General features: G+C 48.6%; 11 protein-coding genes and 1 pseudogene. All 12 read left to right on the top strand.

Annotation, left to right across the window (positions count from 1 at the left end):
* The first annotated feature begins 5 nt into the window (after window positions 1-5).
* The 12 genes and pseudogenes from ASD40_RS35355 (at window position 6) to ASD40_RS38375 (ending at window position 22,031) form a co-directional block, all read left to right on the top strand.
* Entirely contained in the window at window positions 6-839 is an 834-nt protein-coding gene (locus tag ASD40_RS35355) for a carbohydrate ABC transporter permease (RefSeq protein ID WP_057307816.1), read from the top strand.
* 75 nt (window positions 840-914) lie between these two features.
* Window positions 915-2,651 (top strand): sensor histidine kinase, encoded by a 1,737-nt coding sequence (locus tag ASD40_RS35350; protein WP_057307815.1) that lies wholly within the window; start codon window positions 915-917, stop codon window positions 2,649-2,651.
* Window positions 2,652-2,678: 27 nt separating this feature from the next.
* The gene (locus tag ASD40_RS35345; RefSeq protein WP_057307814.1) at window positions 2,679-4,226 is read left to right on the top strand and encodes a response regulator transcription factor; all 1,548 of its coding nucleotides are present in this window, start codon (window positions 2,679-2,681) and stop codon (window positions 4,224-4,226) included.
* 109 nt (window positions 4,227-4,335) lie between these two features.
* A pseudogene (locus ASD40_RS38995) lies at window positions 4,336-4,509 on the top strand (PhzF family phenazine biosynthesis protein); the annotation flags it as partial.
* A 280-nt stretch (window positions 4,510-4,789) separates the two neighbouring features.
* Window positions 4,790-7,000, top strand: coding sequence for an AraC family transcriptional regulator (locus ASD40_RS35340; RefSeq protein WP_057307813.1), 2,211 nt, complete (start codon window positions 4,790-4,792; stop codon window positions 6,998-7,000).
* A gap of 80 nt (window positions 7,001-7,080) precedes the next feature.
* Window positions 7,081-8,658, top strand: a complete 1,578-nt coding sequence (locus ASD40_RS35335) for an extracellular solute-binding protein (RefSeq protein WP_057307812.1) — start codon at window positions 7,081-7,083, stop codon at window positions 8,656-8,658.
* Between the two features lie 228 nt (window positions 8,659-8,886).
* Entirely contained in the window at window positions 8,887-9,861 is a 975-nt protein-coding gene (locus ASD40_RS35325; protein WP_057307810.1) for an ABC transporter permease, read from the top strand.
* A 28-nt stretch (window positions 9,862-9,889) separates the two neighbouring features.
* Window positions 9,890-10,753: a carbohydrate ABC transporter permease gene (locus tag ASD40_RS35320; RefSeq protein ID WP_057307809.1), complete on the top strand. Its 864-nt coding sequence runs from the start codon at window positions 9,890-9,892 to the stop codon at window positions 10,751-10,753.
* 78 nt (window positions 10,754-10,831) lie between these two features.
* A complete protein-coding gene (locus ASD40_RS35315; RefSeq protein WP_057307808.1) occupies window positions 10,832-12,430 on the top strand; it encodes an extracellular solute-binding protein in 1,599 nt (532 codons plus the stop codon).
* Window positions 12,431-12,517: 87 nt separating this feature from the next.
* A complete protein-coding gene (locus ASD40_RS35310; protein ID WP_082562661.1) occupies window positions 12,518-13,942 on the top strand; it encodes a glycosyl hydrolase family 28 protein in 1,425 nt (474 codons plus the stop codon).
* Between the two features lie 37 nt (window positions 13,943-13,979).
* Window positions 13,980-19,643 (top strand): discoidin domain-containing protein, encoded by a 5,664-nt coding sequence (locus ASD40_RS35305; protein ID WP_057307807.1) that lies wholly within the window; start codon window positions 13,980-13,982, stop codon window positions 19,641-19,643.
* Window positions 19,644-19,898: 255 nt separating this feature from the next.
* Window positions 19,899-22,031, top strand: coding sequence for an RICIN domain-containing protein (locus ASD40_RS38375; protein WP_057307806.1), 2,133 nt, complete (start codon window positions 19,899-19,901; stop codon window positions 22,029-22,031).
* Window positions 22,032-22,052: the final 21 nt, after the last annotated feature.

Genomic DNA, 22,052 nt, shown 5'->3' with positions numbered 1-22,052 from the left:
AGTAGATGAAACTTTCCCAAAAGTCTAGGGCTATCTTGGTGCTCGTTTCCTTAGCCTTGTTGATTATCCAAATATACCCACTTTTCTGGATCTTTATATCCAGCTTTAAGGACCCGCGAGAATTTTCCAGCAATAATCCGCTTAGTTTGCCAAGCCAGTTCACACTTCAGAACTACTTGAACGTTTGGAACAAAGGAAACCTCGGTACGTACTTTATGAACAGCCTCATTGTGGCCATTTCGTCGATCGTGCTCATTATCGTGCTTAGCGCGATGGCGGCATTCGTGCTTGAAAAGATGCGATTCAAGTGGAGTAACGGATTGCTTTTCTTTTTTCTGTGTGGCATCATGATTCCGATTCAGGTGGTTTTGATCCCGCTGTTTATGATTTATAACAAGACTGGACTCATGAATACGCTGCTTTCCTTAATCCTGCCTCAGGTTGGATTCGCGCTGCCGATTTCCGTATATTTGTTTGTTAGCTTTTATAAGTACATCTCCAATGAGATCATTGAAGCAGCTGTCATGGACGGATGCGGGATATATCAGGTGTTTTTGCGAATTATCTTTCCATTGTCCAGAAATACGATCGTGACGGTCGCCATCATGAATCTGATCTTTATTTGGAACGAGTTCATTTTCGCCAATACGTTTATCCACAATTTAAAATTCCGGACTATCCCCGTCGGACTGATGGACTTCATTGGGCAGTACGGATTGACGGATTGGGGCGCAACGTTCGCGGCGATCAGTCTAACCACGGTTCCGACGTTGCTCGTGTATTTCGTCTTTAACAAGAGTGTAATTTCTGGGATGACGGCAGGAGCTACCAAAGGTTGACATCCCGTGCCTTCACGGTTGGAGTTATAATAAGTGATGAAGCTATCACCCATCTACTGCCGAGAAGGAGACATTATGAAATGGACTAAGCCATTCCTTGCGATCAGCATTCGAAGCAAAATTATCATCTTATGCATTATCAGTTCGTTGGTGCCGCTCGTTTTAATCGCTTCATTCACATTTATATATCTAAGTAAGGCCATTGAGCACAAATTCTCGGACACAACCACTAATCTGCTCAGTTCGATCAACTGGAACATTCAGACGTTCGTTAACGATGTTGAAGGCATCTCCAAGCTGATGCTGTCTTCACGGGATGTTCAGTCTTTCCTGACGTATAACAAAGACAATTCAAAGGAAATTTATCGTCTGCAGACCGTGACCCGGGATTTTGCCATCAACATGACTAATAATAAATCGTATATCAGGTACCTGTATGTCGGTAGCCCGCAGCGGGAATTAATCGTAACTAATCAGTGGGACGCCCTAACGAACGACAACATTTACGGGGCGGTCACTCATTCCCAGTGGTACAGTCAAGTCGATGATATACAAGGCCGAGGCATATGGCTGAATAGCGACGAGTTTCACATTCTCAAAACGCCGGACCTGCTTCTCTATGGGAAAAGGCTCAACAACCTCGACACGCTGGAACCGATTGGCTTGATGATCATCTCCATCGACCGCAGAGTATTTGATGATATGTTTCGCGATATCAATAAACCGGCAAACGGGAACCTACTGATTCTTGAGCAAGGAAGAGTGATTTATTACAACGCGCAGACCGGGACGCAAAACCCGCTGAATGAACAGGACTTAAAGGCGATTTCTGCTTTGCCTGACAAAGGGACCCAAATCCAAACGATAGACGGAGAACAATACGTGATTACGTTCGATACGAACGCAAGCACCAAGTGGAAAGTGGTCAGTATGATTCCATATAACAGCATCAACTCCGAAATCGCATTCATTCGAAACCTGACGATCGGATTGACGCTGGTGGCTTTCCTGCTGGCAGCAGGAGGCGCGTTCTTAATTTCTGATAGAATTACCAAGCAATTGACTCTCCTCACATCTGTGGCGTGGAAAGCGGCAAGGCGGGAAGAAATCGAAGGCATCCACTTTAAAGAAAAAGATGAAATCGGCAGAATCGGCAACCAGTTTATCCGGATTTTCCGGAATAATTCGGAGTTGACGGATAAGCTAATGGAAGCGAAACTGAAAGAAAAAGAAGCGGAACTGATAGCCTTGCAAAGTCACATTAATCCTCATTTTCTATATAATACGCTGAATTCCGTCTATATGATGGCGGAGAAGATCGGGGCCAAGAACATTTCGAAAATGGTTATGTCACTATCCAACATTTTCAAGCTCAGTTTGAACAACGGCGAGTATATTACCACAGTCGGCAATGAAATTGAACAAGTAAAAAATTATTTGGAGATTCAGAATATCCGCTATTACGGGAAATTCGATGTCGAGATTGATTTGGAACCGGGAATTGAAAAGGTAAGTATGCTTAAGCTGCTAATTCAACCACTGGTGGAGAACGCTATTTATCATGGAATCGAATTGAAAGAAGACAAGGGGAGTATATTCATTCGGGGCCGAATGAATGAGAGCGAACTGCTGTTTGAAGTTGAGGATGATGGCGTGGGTTTTGATCCAACGATAGCTCGACCAAGGGGATATGCATTAAAAAATATCCAGGAAAGAATTCAGCTGCATTATGGTCAGGAATACGGAATCTACGTAGACAGTTCACCGGGCGTCGGTACCAAAGTCAAACTTGTAATCGGCATTATGAAATGACTCACGAAGTGAAGGTGGGAGTACAACATGTATAGACTTTTCATAGTGGATGATGAACAGTTGGTTGTGGAAACATTATCAACCATGATCAACTGGAACGATTACGGAGTTCAGATTGTGGGAACAGCGTACAATGGTAAACAAGCCCTGAACCAGATTATCCAAACGGAGCCGGATATCGTTTTAACGGATATACGGATGCCAGGTCTAAACGGACTTGAGTTAATCCGTGCGGTTAAGAAACATGGAATCAAGGCGGAGTTCATAATCGAGAGTGGATATTCAGAGTTTGAATACGCCAAGGAAGCGATTGAATTAGAGGCCGTTGATTATCTCATTAAGCCGGTGGAATTGGATGAGGTCGCTAATACAGTTAAGAGAGCCATTGATCGTTTAGAACGGAAATTTGAAAAAAACGTAATTCGTCCAGAACGTCGGATTGCTGAGGCATTGGATCGGGCCGTACTTACTGATCTTGTTGTTCACGGGAAGGATCCTTCGTTCGACCATAAGCCGTTTGAGCAATATACCCAGTATTCCGCAATTGTAATAAGCAGTGCGACAACGCATTGGCTAGAACGTTTGAAAGCCGATGGTATTACAGATTCCATATTGGATTTTTTCTCCACAAAAGGAATAACGGTTGAACTCCTTTATGAAAAGCAAAAGATCATCTTATTTTGTATGGTTTCATTAGATGATCCAAACCATTTGAGGGAAATCCTTAAGCTTGCAGCATCCAGATTCTCGTATGGCATTACTCCGGATTGCTTGTCATTGGTGTTCGGGACCGGCACTATAGTCGGGGATATTATGGATGCTCACAAATCTTTTTTAGCTGCGGATGGGGCATGCCAAATGGGGCTATTTTTCAATATTGCTGTGGTTGATGGCAAAAGGTGGCTAGAACTCTCTTACGTTTCCGATCAATTTGCATCGGAGTGGCTCGAGGTAATAATCCCTTACTCCCGAAAATTTGAGGAAATGCTCGATTTGTGGACGGATAAGGGATCGAGTGGTTTGATCACTCCCTTCATCATAAAGAAGACGGCTGTACAGTGGACAAACTGGATGCTTAATAAGATTGAGGAAGATTATGGCGTGAAAATCGAGAAAGTAATTGGAGACCGGTCAACGGTGCTCGATAATATGCTGCAAGCATCAAGCTGGTTGTCGTTGAAAAAGGAATGTCACGAATTGTTGAAGAGTGTCCAGTTCTTTCTGAATGTGACTAAAACTACCCTAAAAGAAAAATTGGTTCAAGAGATTAAAACTTATCTCGAGACACACTACTGTGAGAATATTCAGTTGGATCAATTGGCGGAGCACGTTGACCTCAGTGCCTCTTATATTAGCAACTTATATTCCAAATCGACCGGACAGACAATCTTGGAGTACATCACTTCCTTGCGAATCCAAAAGTCGAAACAACTGCTGAGGGAAAGCAGTCTCAAAATTTCCAGAATATCAAAATCTGTTGGATACGATAACCAAAGGTATTTCGGTCATGTATTCAAAAAGCATGTCGGCATTAGCCCAGGTCAGTATCGAGAGGATCACATGATTCATCAGTGAAAGTCGCCGGTTGGCGGTACGAACTAAATATCAGATAGTAGGGCAAGAAAAACAAAGAAAAACGACTAAAGTTGCGAGGGGAAGAACGTGTTATTAGGAGCAATTGAAGGCGGATTGTAATTTTATCCCTTTCTGGGCAAAACGCCTAGGTAAGAACGAAATGGTGGCGAGGCAGCTTTCCAAGCGTGGTGGAACATTGTATTGTGGATTAGTCGGTGACAGGGTAACCATCAGCGGATCAGCAGTTTTATTTTCCATTGCAGATCTTCAAATTATGGAATAAGCCCACAACGCTTAATTCTCGAAATCAATTTGAGCAAACAAATAAAGTCTTGAAGTAACAAACAAAATTTTGAAGAATAAAGTTTTTAAGTAATTAGGCGTTCACTCTATGGTGAACGCTTATTATTTGTATAGTTGTTTGTTCATTGATTTCCGACACTTGCAATCTACGAACCTATGGCAAATCAAGCAAAAGATTGGTATATTGGTTTTACCCGAGGGCAATGGAAGAGAAACATTCAGAAGTTGTACGGTATCAAGGATTGTGCGGGAGGATACTCATGAAATTCTTGTCTTTTTATAGAGATACCTTTTTTAACCGCCTCATCTTATCGCATACGGCATTAGCTATCGTGCTGCTCGGACTTGCGGGGGGCTACCTGTACACGCAGGCCAATCAGATGATGGTGAACGAAATCGCCAGGGATAGCCAAAGCCGTCTCGTTACGGCAAAGGATTATGTGGAACGGAGCTTGCTGCAAAAATACGAAGACAATCTACAAAATAAGGTCATACCCACCATTTTCACTCGGAACAACTCTAATTTAAATTATTTGCTGGATAATGAATGGGTAGGAAACCTTGATCTAATTTTATCCTTGCAACAAGATCTTGACAGTTTTAGGAAAACATCTGAAGGCGCTTCCAATATAACCGTGTATTTTCATAAAGGAAATTATGTTGTAAACAGCGATCTTTTCATTGAAAATCCTGAAAACTCCAAGGACTTCGGTTTTATAGGGCAACTTTCGCAAATTGCTCCGAACCGGTGGATGATCCGCACATTGCCGGACGGAAAACAAGTGATGACGTATGTCGTTAAGCTCCCATATGGGATTGGCAGCTCTTCGCCGAAAGGATACCTATATGTTGACGTCGATCTGGAGTACCTGAAGCAGGCTGTAGCTAAAATCATTACCTCCTCATTCGAGAGGTTCTATATATTCGATGCGAACGGGAATGTACTCCTGCAAACAGCCGGGGAGAATCCGGAAGAAGTCGGGCTGCTTCAGCAAGCCGTCGGATCCGGCAAGACCGTCTCAAAGATCAGCGACAGTGTGCGCGGTACCATCGTATTATCGCATCTCGCCGGCTCGAAGTCGGAACTTGGTTGGACTTATGCGATGGTTCGGCCGATGAATTCATTCGTGCTGGATTCAAAACGAATGAAAACCAAAATTTTCGTAGCCTGCTGTCTTGTGCTCGTGTTCGGGCTTGCGGTTTCCTACCTGATTTCCAAACGTTTCTATCTCCCGATGAAAAAGCTGATCCAACATGTTCGCAACCTGTATCAACCGGGTCTGAACCCCGGCCATGCGAATGAATATATGATTATAGGCAGTGCGCTCAACTTCATGGGACAAAAAATCGTGAGTTTGGAATCTCAGGCCAAAAAGAATGAGATGAAAAACCTGGTGTTGGGCGCCAGTCTCGGTCTAGTACATGTGGATGGTCTGCAACAGGAATGCCGTTATCAGGTGGTACATGCCCAACTCATCGAAGGCGATAGCGAGAAGCTTAAGATGCGATACGAGCAATTCGATCGCACCGTGCCATACGAGGTTGTTTGCTTGAATTCGCAGGAAGTGGCCATCATTTACTTCCTGGATTCACGTACCGAGATGGATGATGAGATGGTAGCAGCGGAATTGGACAAAATCAAGGACGAAGTACGGGGAGAGCTTCGATTCGGAGCGGGTATCGGTACTTCGGTCGTATCGCCCGAAAAAATTCCTCTTTCCTATCGAGTTGCTCATCAAGCGTATCGATATCGCTTTATGTACGGTCCTGAAGCAATCATTCTTCATTCGAAAATTTCCGCTTTTGATCCGAAGCCGCCACTAATTCCTCTGGCTACATTTCAGAATACGCTTAAGGCCGGGGATGTAGAGGGCGCTAATCTATTTATCGATGAATTCGCTGCGATTCTGATGGAACGGAATATGCAGCTTGAATCGGTGGAACTCGCGCTTCTTCAGCTCGTTTCCGCACTGTACGAAACGATCATTGAGCTGGGGCTGCAGCAAATCGTTCCTCCTTCCAATCTGTTTGACGAACTGAAGAAAGATACGCTGGCGGACACGATGGCATCAATTCGCAGACTTTCCGAACGGATTGGGGTCCATGTGCGGGATTCAGTCAAGCATAAGCAAGCGGAAGTCATTTTCAAGCTGAAAGCCTATATCGATGAGCATTTGCACGAAGAGCTTTCGCTCAACGTTCTTTCCGAAGTTGCTTCGCTCGCTCCTGCCTACATTTCCACCTTGTTCGGCGAAGTGATGAACGAATCGTTTACCGAATACGTGACCCGAATCAGACTCGAAAAAGCCGCTTGCTTGCTGCGGGAGGACGATAAGTTGTCCGTTACGGAAATCGCTTCACTTGTCGGATATCGTAACTTGCAATATTTTCATGTTAAATTCAAAGCACGTTTTGGCATTACTCCGGTTCAGTTCAGACAAACGAAACCAACGGCGAGTGCGACCAACTAGCGGGTTTTTTCCTTAAACAGCCTTTTAACGGCTGTTTCTTCCATTTCTAAATAAAGAAATTAAAAGGGGAGGACAAAACAATGAACCAAAGAAAGCAGACTTTGCTTGGTCTGATGAGCATCGTCTTGTCGATGTCTCTCGTCGCGGCCGGTTGCGGCAAAGAAAGCGATAGCAAGACTACACCGAAGGCATTCGTAGAAACGGCGAAGCCCGAGGCCGGCGACAAACCGATCGAGATTACGTGGGCGAACAACTTCAGTCCTCCTGAAGCTGACGGCAACTATGTGCAGAAGCAGCTGGAGCAAAAATTCGACGTTAAAATCAAAAACGTCAAACTTGACCGCCAGGGATGGAAGGATAAGTTCAACGTCCTGCTTGCTTCCGGACAAATTCCCGACATTTTCCCGATCGATGCAGATGAAACCGATATGGCCGCATGGGCGGATCAGGGCATCATTGCCAGTATTTCCCCAGATGAAATCAGAAACAATATGCCGAAGTATACGAAGGCGCTGGAATCGATTGACGCCGGCTCATGGAATGTCGGTTACTATAATGGAAATAACTGGGGGATTCCTAAAGTATGGCCTACCGGCAATTCAGGTATGATCCCCGGTTACAATGAAGCATGGCTGAAGAAGATCGGCTATACCGAGCCTCCGAAGACGCTCGCGGAGCTGGAGGATGTGCTCACCAAATTCCTCAACAACGATCCGGACGGCAACGGCAAGAAGGATACGTACGGCATGTCGGGCCGAGGCAAGCTCCCGTTCCAAATGTTCACTTCCGTATTCTCGGCTTACGGCGTATCGCCGTATCAGTTCATGCTAGGTGCCGACGGCAAAGTCGTATATGGCGGTATCACGGAAGAAACTCGCTCGGCGCTCAAGCTCCTGAACAAGTGGTTCGAAGCCGGACTTATCGATCCGGAGTTCATCACGGCGGATAACGGTCAGCTCAATGATAAATTCGCCAACCAAAAGATCGGCATGGTCGATAACATGGGTTGGCGCAACTTTGACGTCGAATCCGGATATATTACGAAATCCGCATTGGAAAAGGGCCAACACGTTATTGCAGGAAAGCCGGTTATCGGGCCAGCCGGCAAAGCGTATGCCTTCTCCTACGGCGCGCGTCAAGCCCCTGTATTGTTAGGTGTGCAGCTTGAGAAGGATGCAGCGAAACGGGCCAGGATTGAGCAAATTCTCGAATACGTGGCAACAAATCCGGAAGGCTGGCTGCTTACGAATTACGGTGAGAAGGGCGTCAACTACGATATGAACGGCGACTTTGTCGTTGCAAGGCTGACACCGGAGGCCTCAAAAGCCGGCGCCGGCAGCTTCTACAACCCGCTTGTGTATGTTGATACTTCCATGGTGAAATATAACACGACCAGGGAATCGCTGAATCTGAAGGCGAAGCTGGACAGTGGTTATGAACCACTCAGGGACGTTATTGGCCCGACCGTATTGACCGCCAAGGCAAAATATTGGGCGAGTTTGCAGACGCTGATGGACAATTATTTGATTAAAGCCGTCATCGGTAAAGCGGATACGGATAAAGGGTTCGACGATTTTAAGGCGAATTGGCTGAAATCCGGAGGCCAAGAATTGACGGACGAAGCCAACAAGGTATATGCACAGCGGCAAAAGAAGTAATCGAATAGGAAGCTCAATGTGGCAGAATAGCGCATTTCCGTCCCCAATATTTCCCAAACAGCCGATTTCAGGCTGTTTTTTTTCATTTCTAAAGAAATTAACATCCGATTTTGAAAGAATTCAAAAAAATTCAAATGAAATTGACATGGAAAGAGCGCTTTCAATCGTTTACATTTGGAGCATAGCAGCAGGGTCACACCAACTCAAACTTGGAAAGGAGATGCAAATATGAATCCGGCACACGCCTCCGAAGTAAGCGTTACCAAAGAGACCGGAAGAAAAACGGAATCCAAGTGGGGCTACACCTGGAGACAATATAAAAAGAACAAAGCTTTGTTTCTGTTATTGGCTCCTGTGCTAATCTGGTACGCCGTTTTTCATTACGCACCGATGTACGGCATTCAACTGGCATTTAAAGATTTTTATGTAATGAAAGGGATAGTGGATAGTCCATGGGTGGGGTTTAAACACTTTCATTATATGTTTGTGATGTCCCCCGACTTTTGGAAAATCATGAAGAATACGCTTTTGATCAGCTTCTATCAAATCGTATTCGGTTTCCCGGCTCCAATCATACTGGCGCTGCTGTTTAATGAAGTCCGGCTGACGATGTTTAAGAAGGTCGCCCAAACGATCTCGTACTTGCCGCACTTTTTATCGTGGATCGTTCTCGGGGGCATTATGATTTCCCTTTTGTCACCGGAAAGCGGGGTTGTAAACTATTTCATCAAGGGGCTCGGTTTTAAGTCGATCTATTTTCTGGCAGATGAAAGCTGGTTCCGGTTTACACTGGTGGTATCCGCTATATGGAAAGAAGTCGGATGGGGCATGATTATCTATTTGGCAGCTTTGGCCGGCATTGATCAGCAATTGTACGAAGCCGCCGTCATCGACGGAGCGAACCGATGGAAGCAAACGCTGCACATTACGATTCCGTCCATTCTTCCGGTGATCACCATCTTGTTGATCCTTAGGGTAGGCCACATTCTGGATGCCGGCTTCGACCAGATCTTCACGTTATATACGCCTGCCGTATATGATGTTGCCGATGTGCTGGACACTTACGTATATCGCGTAGGCTTGCAGAACGCACAGTACAGCTTGACGACGGCTGTCGGCATATTCAAAAATGTGGTCGCACTGATTCTGGTATTGTCTGCCAACTATATTGTGAAAAAATTGGGTCAGGAAGGAATTACATAACTCCATGACCCGAAAGGGATGAACAAGCATGAGACTCAGTTCCGGTGAGAAAGTGTTTCAGGTTTTCCTGATCGGATTTATCTTTATGGTGTGTGCCGCTATGCTTTATCCGTTTGCGCATGTGCTCTCGATATCGCTGAGCACGACGGCGGAGGCAGTCCGGCCTGGCTTGCACTGGTACCCGCACGAGATATCTTGGTTAGCCTGGGAGCGGGTTGTGGAAGACATCAATGTTTGGCGTGCTTTAGGAAACACCGTTTTTCGTACCCTAGTCGGGACCTTTCTGACGCTCCTTGCCTTGTCGATGGCGGCTTATCCACTTTCGAAGAAGCATCTGCCGCATCGCAGCTTTTACATGATGTTTATCGTCGTCACGATGTTTTTTAGCGGAGGTCTTATTCCATCTTATCTCTTGATCAAATCGCTCGGACTCATCGATTCCCGCTGGGTCTTGATCATCCCCGGCTTGATCAGCACGTTTTCACTTCTGATTCTCCGCAATTTCTTCATGACCATGCCGGAAGAGCTTGAGGATTCGGCGAAAATGGATGGTGCCAGCGACCTGCGGATATTGTTTACCATTGTCATTCCGCTGTCGAAGCCGGTGCTCGCAACTTTGGCGCTTTGGTCCGCTGTCGGGCATTGGAACGCATGGTTCGATGCCATGATCTATCTGCAGGATCAAAAGCTGTACGTGCTTCAGACCTTCTTGAGGCGGCTTGTCATCGCTGCCGAGAGCGATCCGCTCCTGCCCCCCAAGGATGAAAATATGGCTGCGGAGACCGTCAAGGCCGCCGTAATTATGTTTACCGCGCTGCCAATCCTGATCATATATCCGTTTCTTCAGAAATATTTTGTCAAAGGCACCTTGGTCGGTTCGATTAAGGGATAGTTGGTTTAACCGGTGCGCTTCAGAAGCGTTCCGTTTAAATAAAATAATGTGAGTACGATGAAAAGGGAGGACAAAGCAATGAGTCAAAGAAAGAAGAAACTGTTGGGCTTGACGGTAGTTGTATTGTCGATGTCGCTTGCCGTCACAACCGGTTGCAGCAGCAAAACTGGAATCGAAGGTACTGCTTCACCGCAAGCTAGCGGGGGTGCAGCGACAACGGCGGCCAATGCGAAACCGATCGAGATTGTTTGGTCGAACAACTTCAATTCCCCGGAATCCGAAGAAAATCTGGTGCAGAAGAAGATTGAAGAGAAATTCAATGTCAAGATCAAAACGGTTAAGTTCGAACGCCAAAGCTGGAAGGAAAAATTCAATGTTCTGCTTGCCTCCGGACAAGTGCCGGATATCTTCCCGATCGATGCGAATGAAACCGATATGGCCGCTTGGGCTGACCAAGGTGTTATTACCAGTCTTTCTCGGGATGAGCTCAAAAAGAACATGCCGAATTATATGAAAGCGCTGGAATTAACGGATGCCGGCGCTTGGGATGTCGGCTTCTACAAAGGGAAGGACTGGGGGATTCCGAAGGTGTGGCCGAACGGCAACTCCAGCTTCATCCCCGGTTACAATGAAGCTTGGTTGAAGAAGGTCGGCTACAACGAGCCGCCGAAGACGCTTGCGGAGCTGGAGGATGTACTCACCAAATTCGTCAATAACGATCCGGACGGCAACGGCAAGAAGGATACATACGGTATGTCGGCCCGAGGCAAGCTCCCCATCCAGATGTTCACTTCCATTTTCGCTGCTCACGGCGTTAATCCGTACGCGTTCAAGCTGGACGCAGACGGCAAGGTTGTGTATGGAGGCATCACTGAAGAAACCCGCACGGCGCTCAAGCTTCTGGACAAGTGGTATAAGTCAGGGCTTATCGATCCCGAGTTTCTGACGACCGACAACGGCCAGCTCAATGAAAAATTCGCCAACCAAAAGGTCGGTATGGTCGAAAACATGGGATGGGGTAACTTTGTCAATACCTCCGGGTTTATTGCGAAGCCCGCAGCGGACAAGGGACAGAACGTCATCGCAGGAAAGCCGGTTGTAGGCCCGGCCGGCAAACCGTACAGCTGGTCTTACGGCGCGCGTCAAGCCCCCGTACTCTTGGGCGTACATCTTGAGAAAGATGAAGCGAAACGGGTTAAGATTGAGCAAATCCTGGACTTCCTTGCTACTAACGACGAATACTGGCTGTTGACTGTATACGGCGAAAAGGGCAAAAACTATGATCAGCCGAACGGCGACTTTGTCGTCGCCAAGACGGATCCTGAAGCCGCAACTGCTAAAGTCGGCGCCGGCAGCTTCTACAACCCGCTTAATGCCGTAGATACTGCCAAGCAGAAATTTAATACGAGTAATGAACTGCGGGAGCTGAAGGCGAAGCTGGATGTCGGTTATGAGCCGTTGAAAGATGTTATTGTACCTGCTGTATTGTCGGCCAAGGCGAAGTACTGGGCAAATCTTCAGACGCTGCAGGATAAGTACTTGATAAAGGCAATCACAGGCGCAGCAGATACGGACAAAGAATTCGACACTTTCAAGGCGGAATGGTTGAAGGCCGGCGGCCAGGAATTGACGGACGAAGCCAACAAGGTATATACAGAGCGTAAGGCTGCGAAGTAATCTGGACAAAGCATGATCTAATTTGACCGGAACACGTCTCACGTGTTCCGGTCAAACTGATACTATTCAAAGCAAGGTGGGATATCGATGACCGTTTCGTCGAAGCGAATGATCACATACCCGGCTCCTGGGGGGGCGGCAGGTAATTCCGACTATACCGTGCGTGTTCGACAAGATCAGGGCGAATGGCAGCCCTTGTTCTGTTACAACGTGAAGGTTGACATGCACAATGTGCGGAACGCCTCGATGGTCTATTTCGATTGCGCCGGTGCGGTTGAAGTCGAAGTGACCAAGAATTACGGGGACATTCGAAGCGTGGAGATCCGCCCTGTATCTGCGGGGATTCACGGCGTTGTGAACGAAAACCGGGTGACGTTCAAATTGGACGGCCCCCGTAAATTGTCGTTCGAAGTGAATGGAGACCGGTTTCATAATTTGCACATTTTCGCCAATCCGATCGAGGAAGACTCGCCGAACCCTGCCGATCCCGGCGTTGTCGTTGTTCAGCCAGGCAGACATCAGACGGATGAGCTTCAACAGCTGGTTTCCCGTGAGGGTTCTGTTCTTTATTTCGAATCCGGCATGCATGTCCTGGAACAGCCGAAGCTTCATATCCCTTCCGGCATGACGGTATATATCGCCGGCGGAGCAGTCGTGGCCGGATCGTTCGTCTGCGACCATGTACAGGATGTGACGATCCGGGGGCGCGGGATCATCTACATGTCCGATTTCGAGAAGACAACCTATTACCGCACCGTTGAGATCCTGTTCTCCAGAAACGTTCAGATTGAAGGAATCATCGCGGTCGATCCCCCACATTATACCGTTATGATCGGGAATTCCGAGCATATCACGATCCGCAACATCAAGTCATTCAGCACCCGAGGGTGGTCGGACGGGATCGATATGATGTCCAGCACGGATATCGAGATTCTAGATGTGTTTATGCGCAATTCCGACGATTGCATTGCGGTTTACGCCAGTCGTGGGGATTACCAGGGCGACACACGGAATGTCACCGTCCGCAATTCCGTCTTATGGGCGGATGTGGCTCATCCGATGAATGTCGGCGGGCACGGCAATCATGAGAAAGGGGACATCGTCGAGAACATCCTTTTCGAAAATATTGATGTGCTCGAGCATCATGAGCCGCAGCCGTATTATTGGGGATGTATGTCAATAAATTGCGGCGACAACAATACGGTCAGGAATGTCACTTATCGAAATATCCGGGTCGAACCATTCGAGCTCGGACAATTGATCGATATTCGCGTGCTTTTCAATCCCAAATATAATCCATGTCCCGGTTACCGGGTGGAAAATATTTTGTTCGACAATATCGTTTACAACGGAGCCTGCGATAATCCGTCGGTTATTGCCGGATTCGATGAGTCCAGAATCGTCAAGGGGGTGATGTTCCGGAATGTTCGAATCAACGGTCGGCACCTTCTCCATCCGGAGTCTGGAAATATTCGGGTAGGAGAACATGCATATGACGTTGAATTCACCTAATGCAGTCGAATAAAATCATTGGAATGGGGGAGTTCAGATGAAGGTGCATCATACTAGTTTTCGTCTAAAATTGAAACAATACCTATCCATCCTCGTTATCGCGAGCATGACCGTCATGTTCCTGCCTCTGACGGCAGGAACTGCGGCGGCGGAAACGGCCTCACCATCGCTCATGACGGATTATGTGCCAACTATTTATGAAACCATAGATGAAAGCGGATTCAAACATCCCGGTATCGGGCTGACCAAGGAAACACTCGAGAATTTGCAAACTCAAATACGGGCGAATAAGGAGCCTTGGAAAACCTATTTCAACCAGATGGCCACGTCGACTGACCCGTGGGGAGTCCCGCTTGCAACCAAGACGGTCTCGTCCAAATTTTCCGAAGGCTGTTGGTGCAGCCAGGGCTATAACGAAAAATTTATATGGGATGGCTTAACAGCGTATACGCAGGCTCTTATGTATGTGATCACGGGCGATGAGGTTTATCGGGCCAATACGATGTATATTATCCGGAAATGGGAGCAGAAGAACCCTGCGGATTACGCGTATTTTACCGATGCGCACATCCATACGGGTATCCCGCTCTACCGGATGGTTACCGCCGCAGAGATCATGAGGTATACCAGCACGCAGACGCCGGAACTGGCATGGACAGACCAGGATACGGGCAAGCTCACGAATAATGTGATCGTTCCGGTCACCGATACCTTCAATCATACGAATGGCCGCTTCATGAACCAGCATTTGTATCCGCTCGTAGGTTCCACCTCCGGCTATATCTTCACCGGCAATGTGGAGCGCTATCGCGAGGCCGTAGAGTGGTTCACGGTGAATAAGACAGCTCTAGACCAGCACATAAACGGTTCCATTCTGAGATTGTTCCGGTTGGTCGATACGAATGCGGAGACAGGCGAGAAGGTAGATAACCCGCAGGTGCAGATAACGGAGATGGGCAGGGATCAGGCTCACAGCACCGGCGACGTCATCAATGTTGCCATATTGTCGCGTCTGTTGCAGGCTCAAGGAACCAAGGTGGACCCGGCAGATGGTACGGTTTCCACTGCAGCGAATGCGGTTACCACATACGATTTTCTTGGCAAACGTATTCTGGCGGGTACCGACTACTTTGCCCGGTATATGAACGGCTATGATACGCCTTGGATCCCGACAGAGGCGCGTATGCGCGAGGATGGCAGCCCGGTCATTTACCAGGTATTGAATACCGGATATCGGGGAAGAATCGGCGGCAATGCCTATGATCTGTACTATTACTATAAATATGAGCAAGGCTTGGACATGGAGCAAGTTGCTCCCTACTACACGGAGATGTTCAACAAGAGGACGGATTACAGTTGGGCATCACGGGATTCCGGAGGGGAATATTGGCTGTACATCCCTAAGGAAGCCGAGGCCGAAGGAACGGCCCATCTCCCGAAGGTGAACCCGAATCCGAATTGGAAGGAGGTCGAGGATCGGTTCACCAACTTGGACGGCAACTCGACCGCCATGCAAGAGGGCGATGTTTCCTTCGTCCGCATCCAGGCCACGGAATCCGGCAGCAAAATCGCTTTGGTTGAATCCGGCAGCGGTTCGAGCGTGCTCGGATACAAGATTCGGACGAACGGTGCGGCGAAGCTTGTAGCCTCGGGCCAAACGATCACGTTGCCGGATACCCAGGAGCAATGGAGATATGTATATTCTGAAGGCGGTGGGCTCTGGACCCTGAGTTATTTCACGATTATAGGCAACGGAACGACGGTCGATATCGACCATATCAATGTCAACGCGGCCAATGAACTGACGCCGCCGGTGTTTAATGAAGGAAAAACCGCTTTGAACCTGTTTGCCTATGTTGGGTCCGATGCGGCGCTCCATTATGATTTCTCGGCAACGGACGCAGGCACGTCCGATGTCGTGACCTATCGGATCGCGGGTGCGCCCGAAGGCGCCGTGTTCGATACAAGCACCGGCACATTTTCCTGGAAACCGGCGCAAGCCGGAACGTATGCCTTCAGCGTGGAAGCTTCCGACGGCACAACGGTATCCACAAGAGATGTCACGGTTACCGTCGCAAATGATCGGCAGTCGGCGGTGGATGCCGTCATTGCGCCCTATGACGCCAACACGGATTATATCTGGGCCACGCTCGATACGTATAAACAAGCATACAACGAAATCATGAGCGTTATGAATACTGCAACGGACGCCGAATTCTATCAGAAGCTGGCGGTTCTGCATGGCGTCGTGCAAGGACTTCAGTTAACCACGCCGTTGCTGGGCGACGGCAGTATCAATTATCAGGGGATGTTCTTGTCTGCGGGCTTCAATACGGGAACTTACATGGATAATGACCCGAGCTCGTCCGGTAGGGACGTTGATATGGACATGGGGCCCAATTTTCGGGTTTCGGCCAGTGCGTTCGGGATTCAAGCACGAGGAGGATTTCCTGAACGCGGCGGCGGCATTACCATATACGGATCCAACGACAAAGAAAACTGGACCCGGTTGACGCCGGGAGTGACCCCCGTTTCGACAGCCATGAATATGTTGGCGGTGTCGCCAGAGCTCCAGAATGAGCCATTCCGTTTTCTGAAGATCGAATTGATTCAAAAACCGTACGACGCTCCCTTCATTGAATTGTCCGAGTTCCATATCTTCGGGAAGCGTCACGAGGTCATCAACAAGATCGCATCGGTCTCCATCGGTTCGGATCAGGTCATCGGAGGGCGGATCGTCATGGGAGACACAGCGAAATTGTCCTTCCAATCGACGGAAGCCATTCAGAACGTGAAGGTTGCGATTCAGGGTGTACCCGCGACCGTTCATTCGGAGGATGGCCTGGGCTGGACGGCCGAAGCGGTCATGCAGCAGGGGACGTCGCCGGGCAATGTGACATTCAAGCTTCATTATCAGACGGCGGAAGGGACCGATGCCCCGGAAACGATGTTCGTAACCGACGGGTCTCGCTTGATTCTGGTGGATGAATCGGATGTCATTCCAAATGTGACGTCCATCGCTGCGGTTACCGATTCCAACGGCAGATCGCCGGCAGACGCTATTGCAACGGCGAACGTTTTGTTCGATAACAATCCTGCATCATCGACCGATTACCGCCTGAACGGCAACGGAGCCGATTCGTGGGTCCAATTCGACTTCGGGCAAGGCAGCTATGCCCAATTGAAGTATGTGGAGCTGCTGGCAAGGCAGGACGGATACTATACCCGAATCAATGGCGCGGTCATTCAAGGCTCCAATGACAATACAACCTGGAAAACCATCTCTTCGGGTGCTGTGTCCACGAAGGATTGGCAAATTTTATCAGTTAACGACAATCAGCCTTACCGGTATATCCGAATCATCAATGGGAACGCCTGGTTCGGGAATATGGCGGAAGTGAGATTCCATGGATCGGCCAAGGTACTGACGAAGATCAGCTCGGTGTCCATCAGCTCGGAGCAAGCCTTACTCGACCGGATTGAAACCGGCGATACGGTGAATCTCGCATTCACTTCGATGGAACCGATCAACACGGTGAACGTGAAGATTCAAGGCCAAGATGCGACGGTCATGTCGGATGACCAAATCAACTGGACAGCGAAAGCGGTGATGGGGTCCAATGCTGCTCCGGGACCGGTGAATTTCGGCATCCAATACAAAACATCCGAAGGGCTGGACGCGCCGGCAAAAACATCGACTACCGACGGATCTTCCTTGACCTTGGCTGATGAATCGGACTTGATCCGCAATGTGACATCCATTACGGATGTGACCGATTCTAACGGCAGATCCCCGGCAGACGCAATCGCAACGGCGAACGCTCTTTTCGATGGCAATCCCGGTTCGGTTACCGATTACCGGCTGAATGGCAACGGAGCCGGGTCGTGGGTCAAATTTGACTTCCGAGGCGCCAAGGCGAAATTAAAGGTTGTGGAGTTGCTGGCAAGGCAAGACAGCTACTACACCAGGATCAAAGGTGCAACCATTCAGGGATCCAACGACAATTCGAACTGGACGACGATCTCTCCATTAGCGGCATCTACGAAGGATTGGCAGAACTTGTCGATTACCGACAATACTCCTTACCGGTATATCCGCATATTCAACGGGAACGCCTGGTTCGGGAATATGTCGGAAGTGAGATTCCATGGCGAACTGGATTATGATGCCGCCTATCTCGATTCTAAGATGGTTCCACCGGCGGGTTACACGGAGCAAAGCTATGCCCTGTATCAACTGAGAGTGAACCAGCTCAAGGCCGACTTGTCGAAACCGGGCGTCAACAAGATAGCCATTCTTCAACAAATGCAGGATTCCAAGGCGATGCTCGTGCCGGTCAGCGCTTTGACCCGGAAAGTTGCCATAACCTCTTCCATGGTGACGGCATCCAGTATTTCGTGGGACGGGAAATTAAGCGCAGCAGCGAATGGATGGCGCGCATTTGACGGCGATCCGAACACGTACCCAGACACGAAGACTGCCGCCGGTTGGGTTACCGTTGACTTGGGTGCGGGAAATGCCAAGACCATTGTCGGCATCAAGTATATCCCACGGCCAGGTTCTGCATCCCGGATGAACGGGGCGCGAATCCAGGGCTCTAACGATGGGGTTAACTATACTGACTTGTATACGATCAATGGCGTTACGGATGTAAAATGGTACTCGCAAGAGATTAACAAAAATTTACCATACCATTATTTGCGATATACCACTTCGACTGGCTTTGCCAATGTCGGCGAGCTGGAATTCTACGAAAAGACGATCGATCGCGAGCGGATTACCCTCTTGCTGGGGCAAGTGGTTCAAGTTGCTGCCGAGCGTTATACGGACGACAGCTATGCAGGATTGCAAACGGCGTTTACCAGCGCCATGTTGGTTGATGCAACTGCACAAGCAACCCAAAGCCAACTTGACGCAGCTGCCGATAGCTTGAAGACAGCGCTGGACAACTTGATCTACAAAATCGTGGCATCCGAAGATCCTGCGGACCCGAATGGGACGAACGGGTGGTACACGACGCCGGTTACCGTCGAATTGTCGACTTCCGGTCATGCGGAATATAGTCTGGGCGGCAATACATGGCAAAGTTACACAGAGCCGATAACGTTCAACCAAGACGGCAAGTATACGGTCAGCTACCGTTCAAGGAACGAAGCAGGGATTGCGGGGAACGTACAATTGACCGCCTTCAATCTGGATACGACTGCCCCGGCAATTACCGTATCTGGTATCGTGTACGGTGCGTATAACGATTCCTTGGAGATAACGCCGGTTCTGACGCTCAACGATAATCTATCCGGTGTAGACAACAGCAAGATTACGGTCACGCTGGATACGTATAGCGTGCGGGAAGGAGCTGGCATTCCGCTCTTATCCTTGCCTCTCGGTTCACATTCGTTGGTCGTAACGGCTAGCGATATGGCAGGGAATACGAGCAGTCAAACGGTCATCTTCCAGACTACCGCCAGCATGGAGTCTATGCAGGCCCTGGTCAGACGCTTTACGGAAGCCGGATGGATCAATGGCGAGTATATCTGGATCGATAACATGGGTATTGCAAAGAGCTTGCAAAGCAAATTGGCGGCGAATGAACTGGCAGCCCTTGTGAATCAAGTACAGGCGCTTAGAGGAAAGCATATTACTGAGAAAGCCGCTGATTACTTGCTTCGGGATGCCGAGTACTTGTTAAACAAACAATAAAATTGTTTCGTAATCATGGATTCATCCCAAGCCGGCACAAGTTAGCAAGTCCTCTGTGCCGGCTTGGAAATTTAAGGGGGTGTTTCCCATGTGAAAACGGATACAGCAGGAATATGAAAGTGCAGCAGAATGTTGATGTGGGGGGTGAACATAAGAGGGCGATGGGAATAATTGGTTCTGACCGTGTTCCGAAATGATTCGATTTTGGCGGCTGAGCAAAACATGATGTGTTTATTTGAAGGGAGGAAAATTGCAATGAATTACTTTAAGAAAAGTAAGCGCTGTGAGAGCTGGTTATTCGGCATTCTTTGTTTTATGCTGGCACTCACGAGCTTCCTCAGTATTGGCAGCCAAACGGCGAAAGCGGCTATTTCACCGCTGATTACTTCTTATAAACCGCAGGTCATCAATTCGGATGCAAATGTGTCCTATACCGATTCCTCCGGGAACACGGTATCGGGAACCATCCACCATCCGGGCATTGCGCTGAGACAGACGGATTTGGACAACATGCGCGATCACGTAAGAGCGGGGGATGAGCCTTGGAATACGGCGTTTAATGCCTTTGCCGGCAACTCCCGTTCCAGCAAATCACCAAGAATTTATTATGAAGGAAATTATATCTTCAAGCACATTCAAGGTCCTTGGAGGTTTACTGACCCCGAGACAGGCAAAGTTTACGATAATCCCAGCGAATATGTAGGAGCGCGTGCCAATACCGATTCTGAAACCGCTTTCATGCAGGCTATTATGTGGTATATTACCGGCGATGAAACGTATCGTTCCAATGCCATGGATATCATCAGAAAGTATTCTGCCATTCAAGATTGCGTTACCCATGTGAACTTCCGTTTTGCTACAATGAGTTATTTTCTCTCGGCAGCAGCGGAAATCTTGCGCTATTCCGATACGCCTACGCAGAGTCTGAAATGGCCGGCTACGGATACGGCGAACCTTGCCAATGCGATGAATCTTGTTTCGGTTACGTATAATACGCATAACATGTTTATGAATCAGCACCAGTTCGCAGTGATGGGAACGATGGGAAGAGCGATCTTCACCAATAATCTTCAGCTTTATGATGAGGCTATAGAAGCAGCGGCCGTGAATGCTGCAGGCGATCAAGGGGGGAAAAACGGTTCCATAAAACAACAGATGCGGTGGATGACGAAAAATGAGCGAACAGGAGCGGCATTGGATCCGGCGGATTACCATGTGCAGGCTATCGAAATGGGGCGCGATGTGGGGCATTCCTATGCCGATGTCGCCGGACTGTCAACATTGGCCCAGACCATCTATGCCCAAGGCACAAAGGTTGACCCAATAACCGGCGCGAGGTCTACAGCCACCAGTGCGGTGAATGTGTTCAACTTCCTGGACGACCGGCTGTTGGCAGGAACCACTTATCTGCTCAAGTATCATCTGGGTTACGATATGTTATGGACGCCTGCATGGGCAAACCAAAGCAGTACGATTCAATATTTTGATACGATCAACGCAGACGGCAGAGGCAGAATCGATGCTTTCTACAGTGTTTTATATAACTATTACAAGTATATCGAAAATAGAGATATGACCCAAGAGAAGTACAAATATTTGGCCTATGCCTACGAAACGAGAATGCCGGAGGTTGCGGGAAAGGATTATCCGCTTGCGATGCTGCTGTACACGCCGGATGCAGCAAAGACGGTCGATTTGAGCAACAAGATCACGTTAGGCTCGATTACGGGATTGACGGCAACGGCGGCCGGTGCGAATACGATCTACTTAAGCTGGTCGGGCGTGTCAGGTGCGCTGGGGTATAACATCTACCGGTCCACAGATCCGAATGGCACTTTTGTAAAGATTAGCAGCGCCCCTACTGCAGCGACAGTATATCGCGATACAAACTTGACCCCTGATACGACCTACTATTATCAGGTAGAAGTAGCCGGAGGATCGAAATCCTCTGCCGTATCTGCAGCTACGGGAGGAACTTTGGGGACTGCTTCGGTCAGATTCAAAAACGCCGCCACCGGCTTGTATATCGATGGGATGGGCCGCACTGCCAATGGCTCCGCTGCCGGACAATGGAGCGACAGCACCAGCGCAAATCAGCGGTTGATTGAGGAAACTAACGGGAACTATGTGCGATTTAAGAATGTTGCGACCGGATTATATTTGGACGGGTTAGGCCGCACGACGGGCGGCTCCGCTGCCGGACAATGGAGCAGCAGCACCAGCACAAATCAGCAATGGTCCGTCACGATAGACGGCAACAATGTGCGGATCCAAAACCGTGCAACGGGGTTATATCTTGATGGGGTTGGTCGCACGTCCAACGGGGCGGACTTGGGCCAATACGGAGGAGGCAGCAGCGCTAACCAAAGGTGGCAGATCGTAAACTAAGTATACGGACTGCTTGAGATT

The organism is Paenibacillus sp. Root444D2, from assembly GCF_001426375.1.
GTDB lineage: Bacteria > Bacillota > Bacilli > Paenibacillales > NBRC-103111 > Paenibacillus_E.
Note: the sequence above shows the minus strand (reverse complement) of the source record. Positions and strands in the feature narration are given on the sequence as shown.

Bases quoted from the DNA above. Each gene is read 5' to 3' on its own strand.
- ASD40_RS35355 (WP_057307816.1), top strand. From the start codon at position 6: ATGAAACTTTCCCAAAAGTCTAGGGCTATCTTGGTGCTCGTTTCCTTA.
- ASD40_RS35350 (WP_057307815.1), top strand. From the start codon at position 915: ATGAAATGGACTAAGCCATTCCTTGCGATCAGCATTCGAAGCAAAATT.
- ASD40_RS35345 (WP_057307814.1), top strand. From the start codon at position 2,679: ATGTATAGACTTTTCATAGTGGATGATGAACAGTTGGTTGTGGAAACA.
- ASD40_RS35340 (WP_057307813.1), top strand. From the start codon at position 4,790: ATGAAATTCTTGTCTTTTTATAGAGATACCTTTTTTAACCGCCTCATC.
- ASD40_RS35335 (WP_057307812.1), top strand. From the start codon at position 7,081: ATGAACCAAAGAAAGCAGACTTTGCTTGGTCTGATGAGCATCGTCTTG.
- ASD40_RS35325 (WP_057307810.1), top strand. From the start codon at position 8,887: ATGAATCCGGCACACGCCTCCGAAGTAAGCGTTACCAAAGAGACCGGA.
- ASD40_RS35320 (WP_057307809.1), top strand. From the start codon at position 9,890: ATGAGACTCAGTTCCGGTGAGAAAGTGTTTCAGGTTTTCCTGATCGGA.
- ASD40_RS35315 (WP_057307808.1), top strand. From the start codon at position 10,832: ATGAGTCAAAGAAAGAAGAAACTGTTGGGCTTGACGGTAGTTGTATTG.
- ASD40_RS35310 (WP_082562661.1), top strand. From the start codon at position 12,518: ATGACCGTTTCGTCGAAGCGAATGATCACATACCCGGCTCCTGGGGGG.
- ASD40_RS35305 (WP_057307807.1), top strand. From the start codon at position 13,980: ATGAAGGTGCATCATACTAGTTTTCGTCTAAAATTGAAACAATACCTA.
- ASD40_RS38375 (WP_057307806.1), top strand. From the start codon at position 19,899: ATGAATTACTTTAAGAAAAGTAAGCGCTGTGAGAGCTGGTTATTCGGC.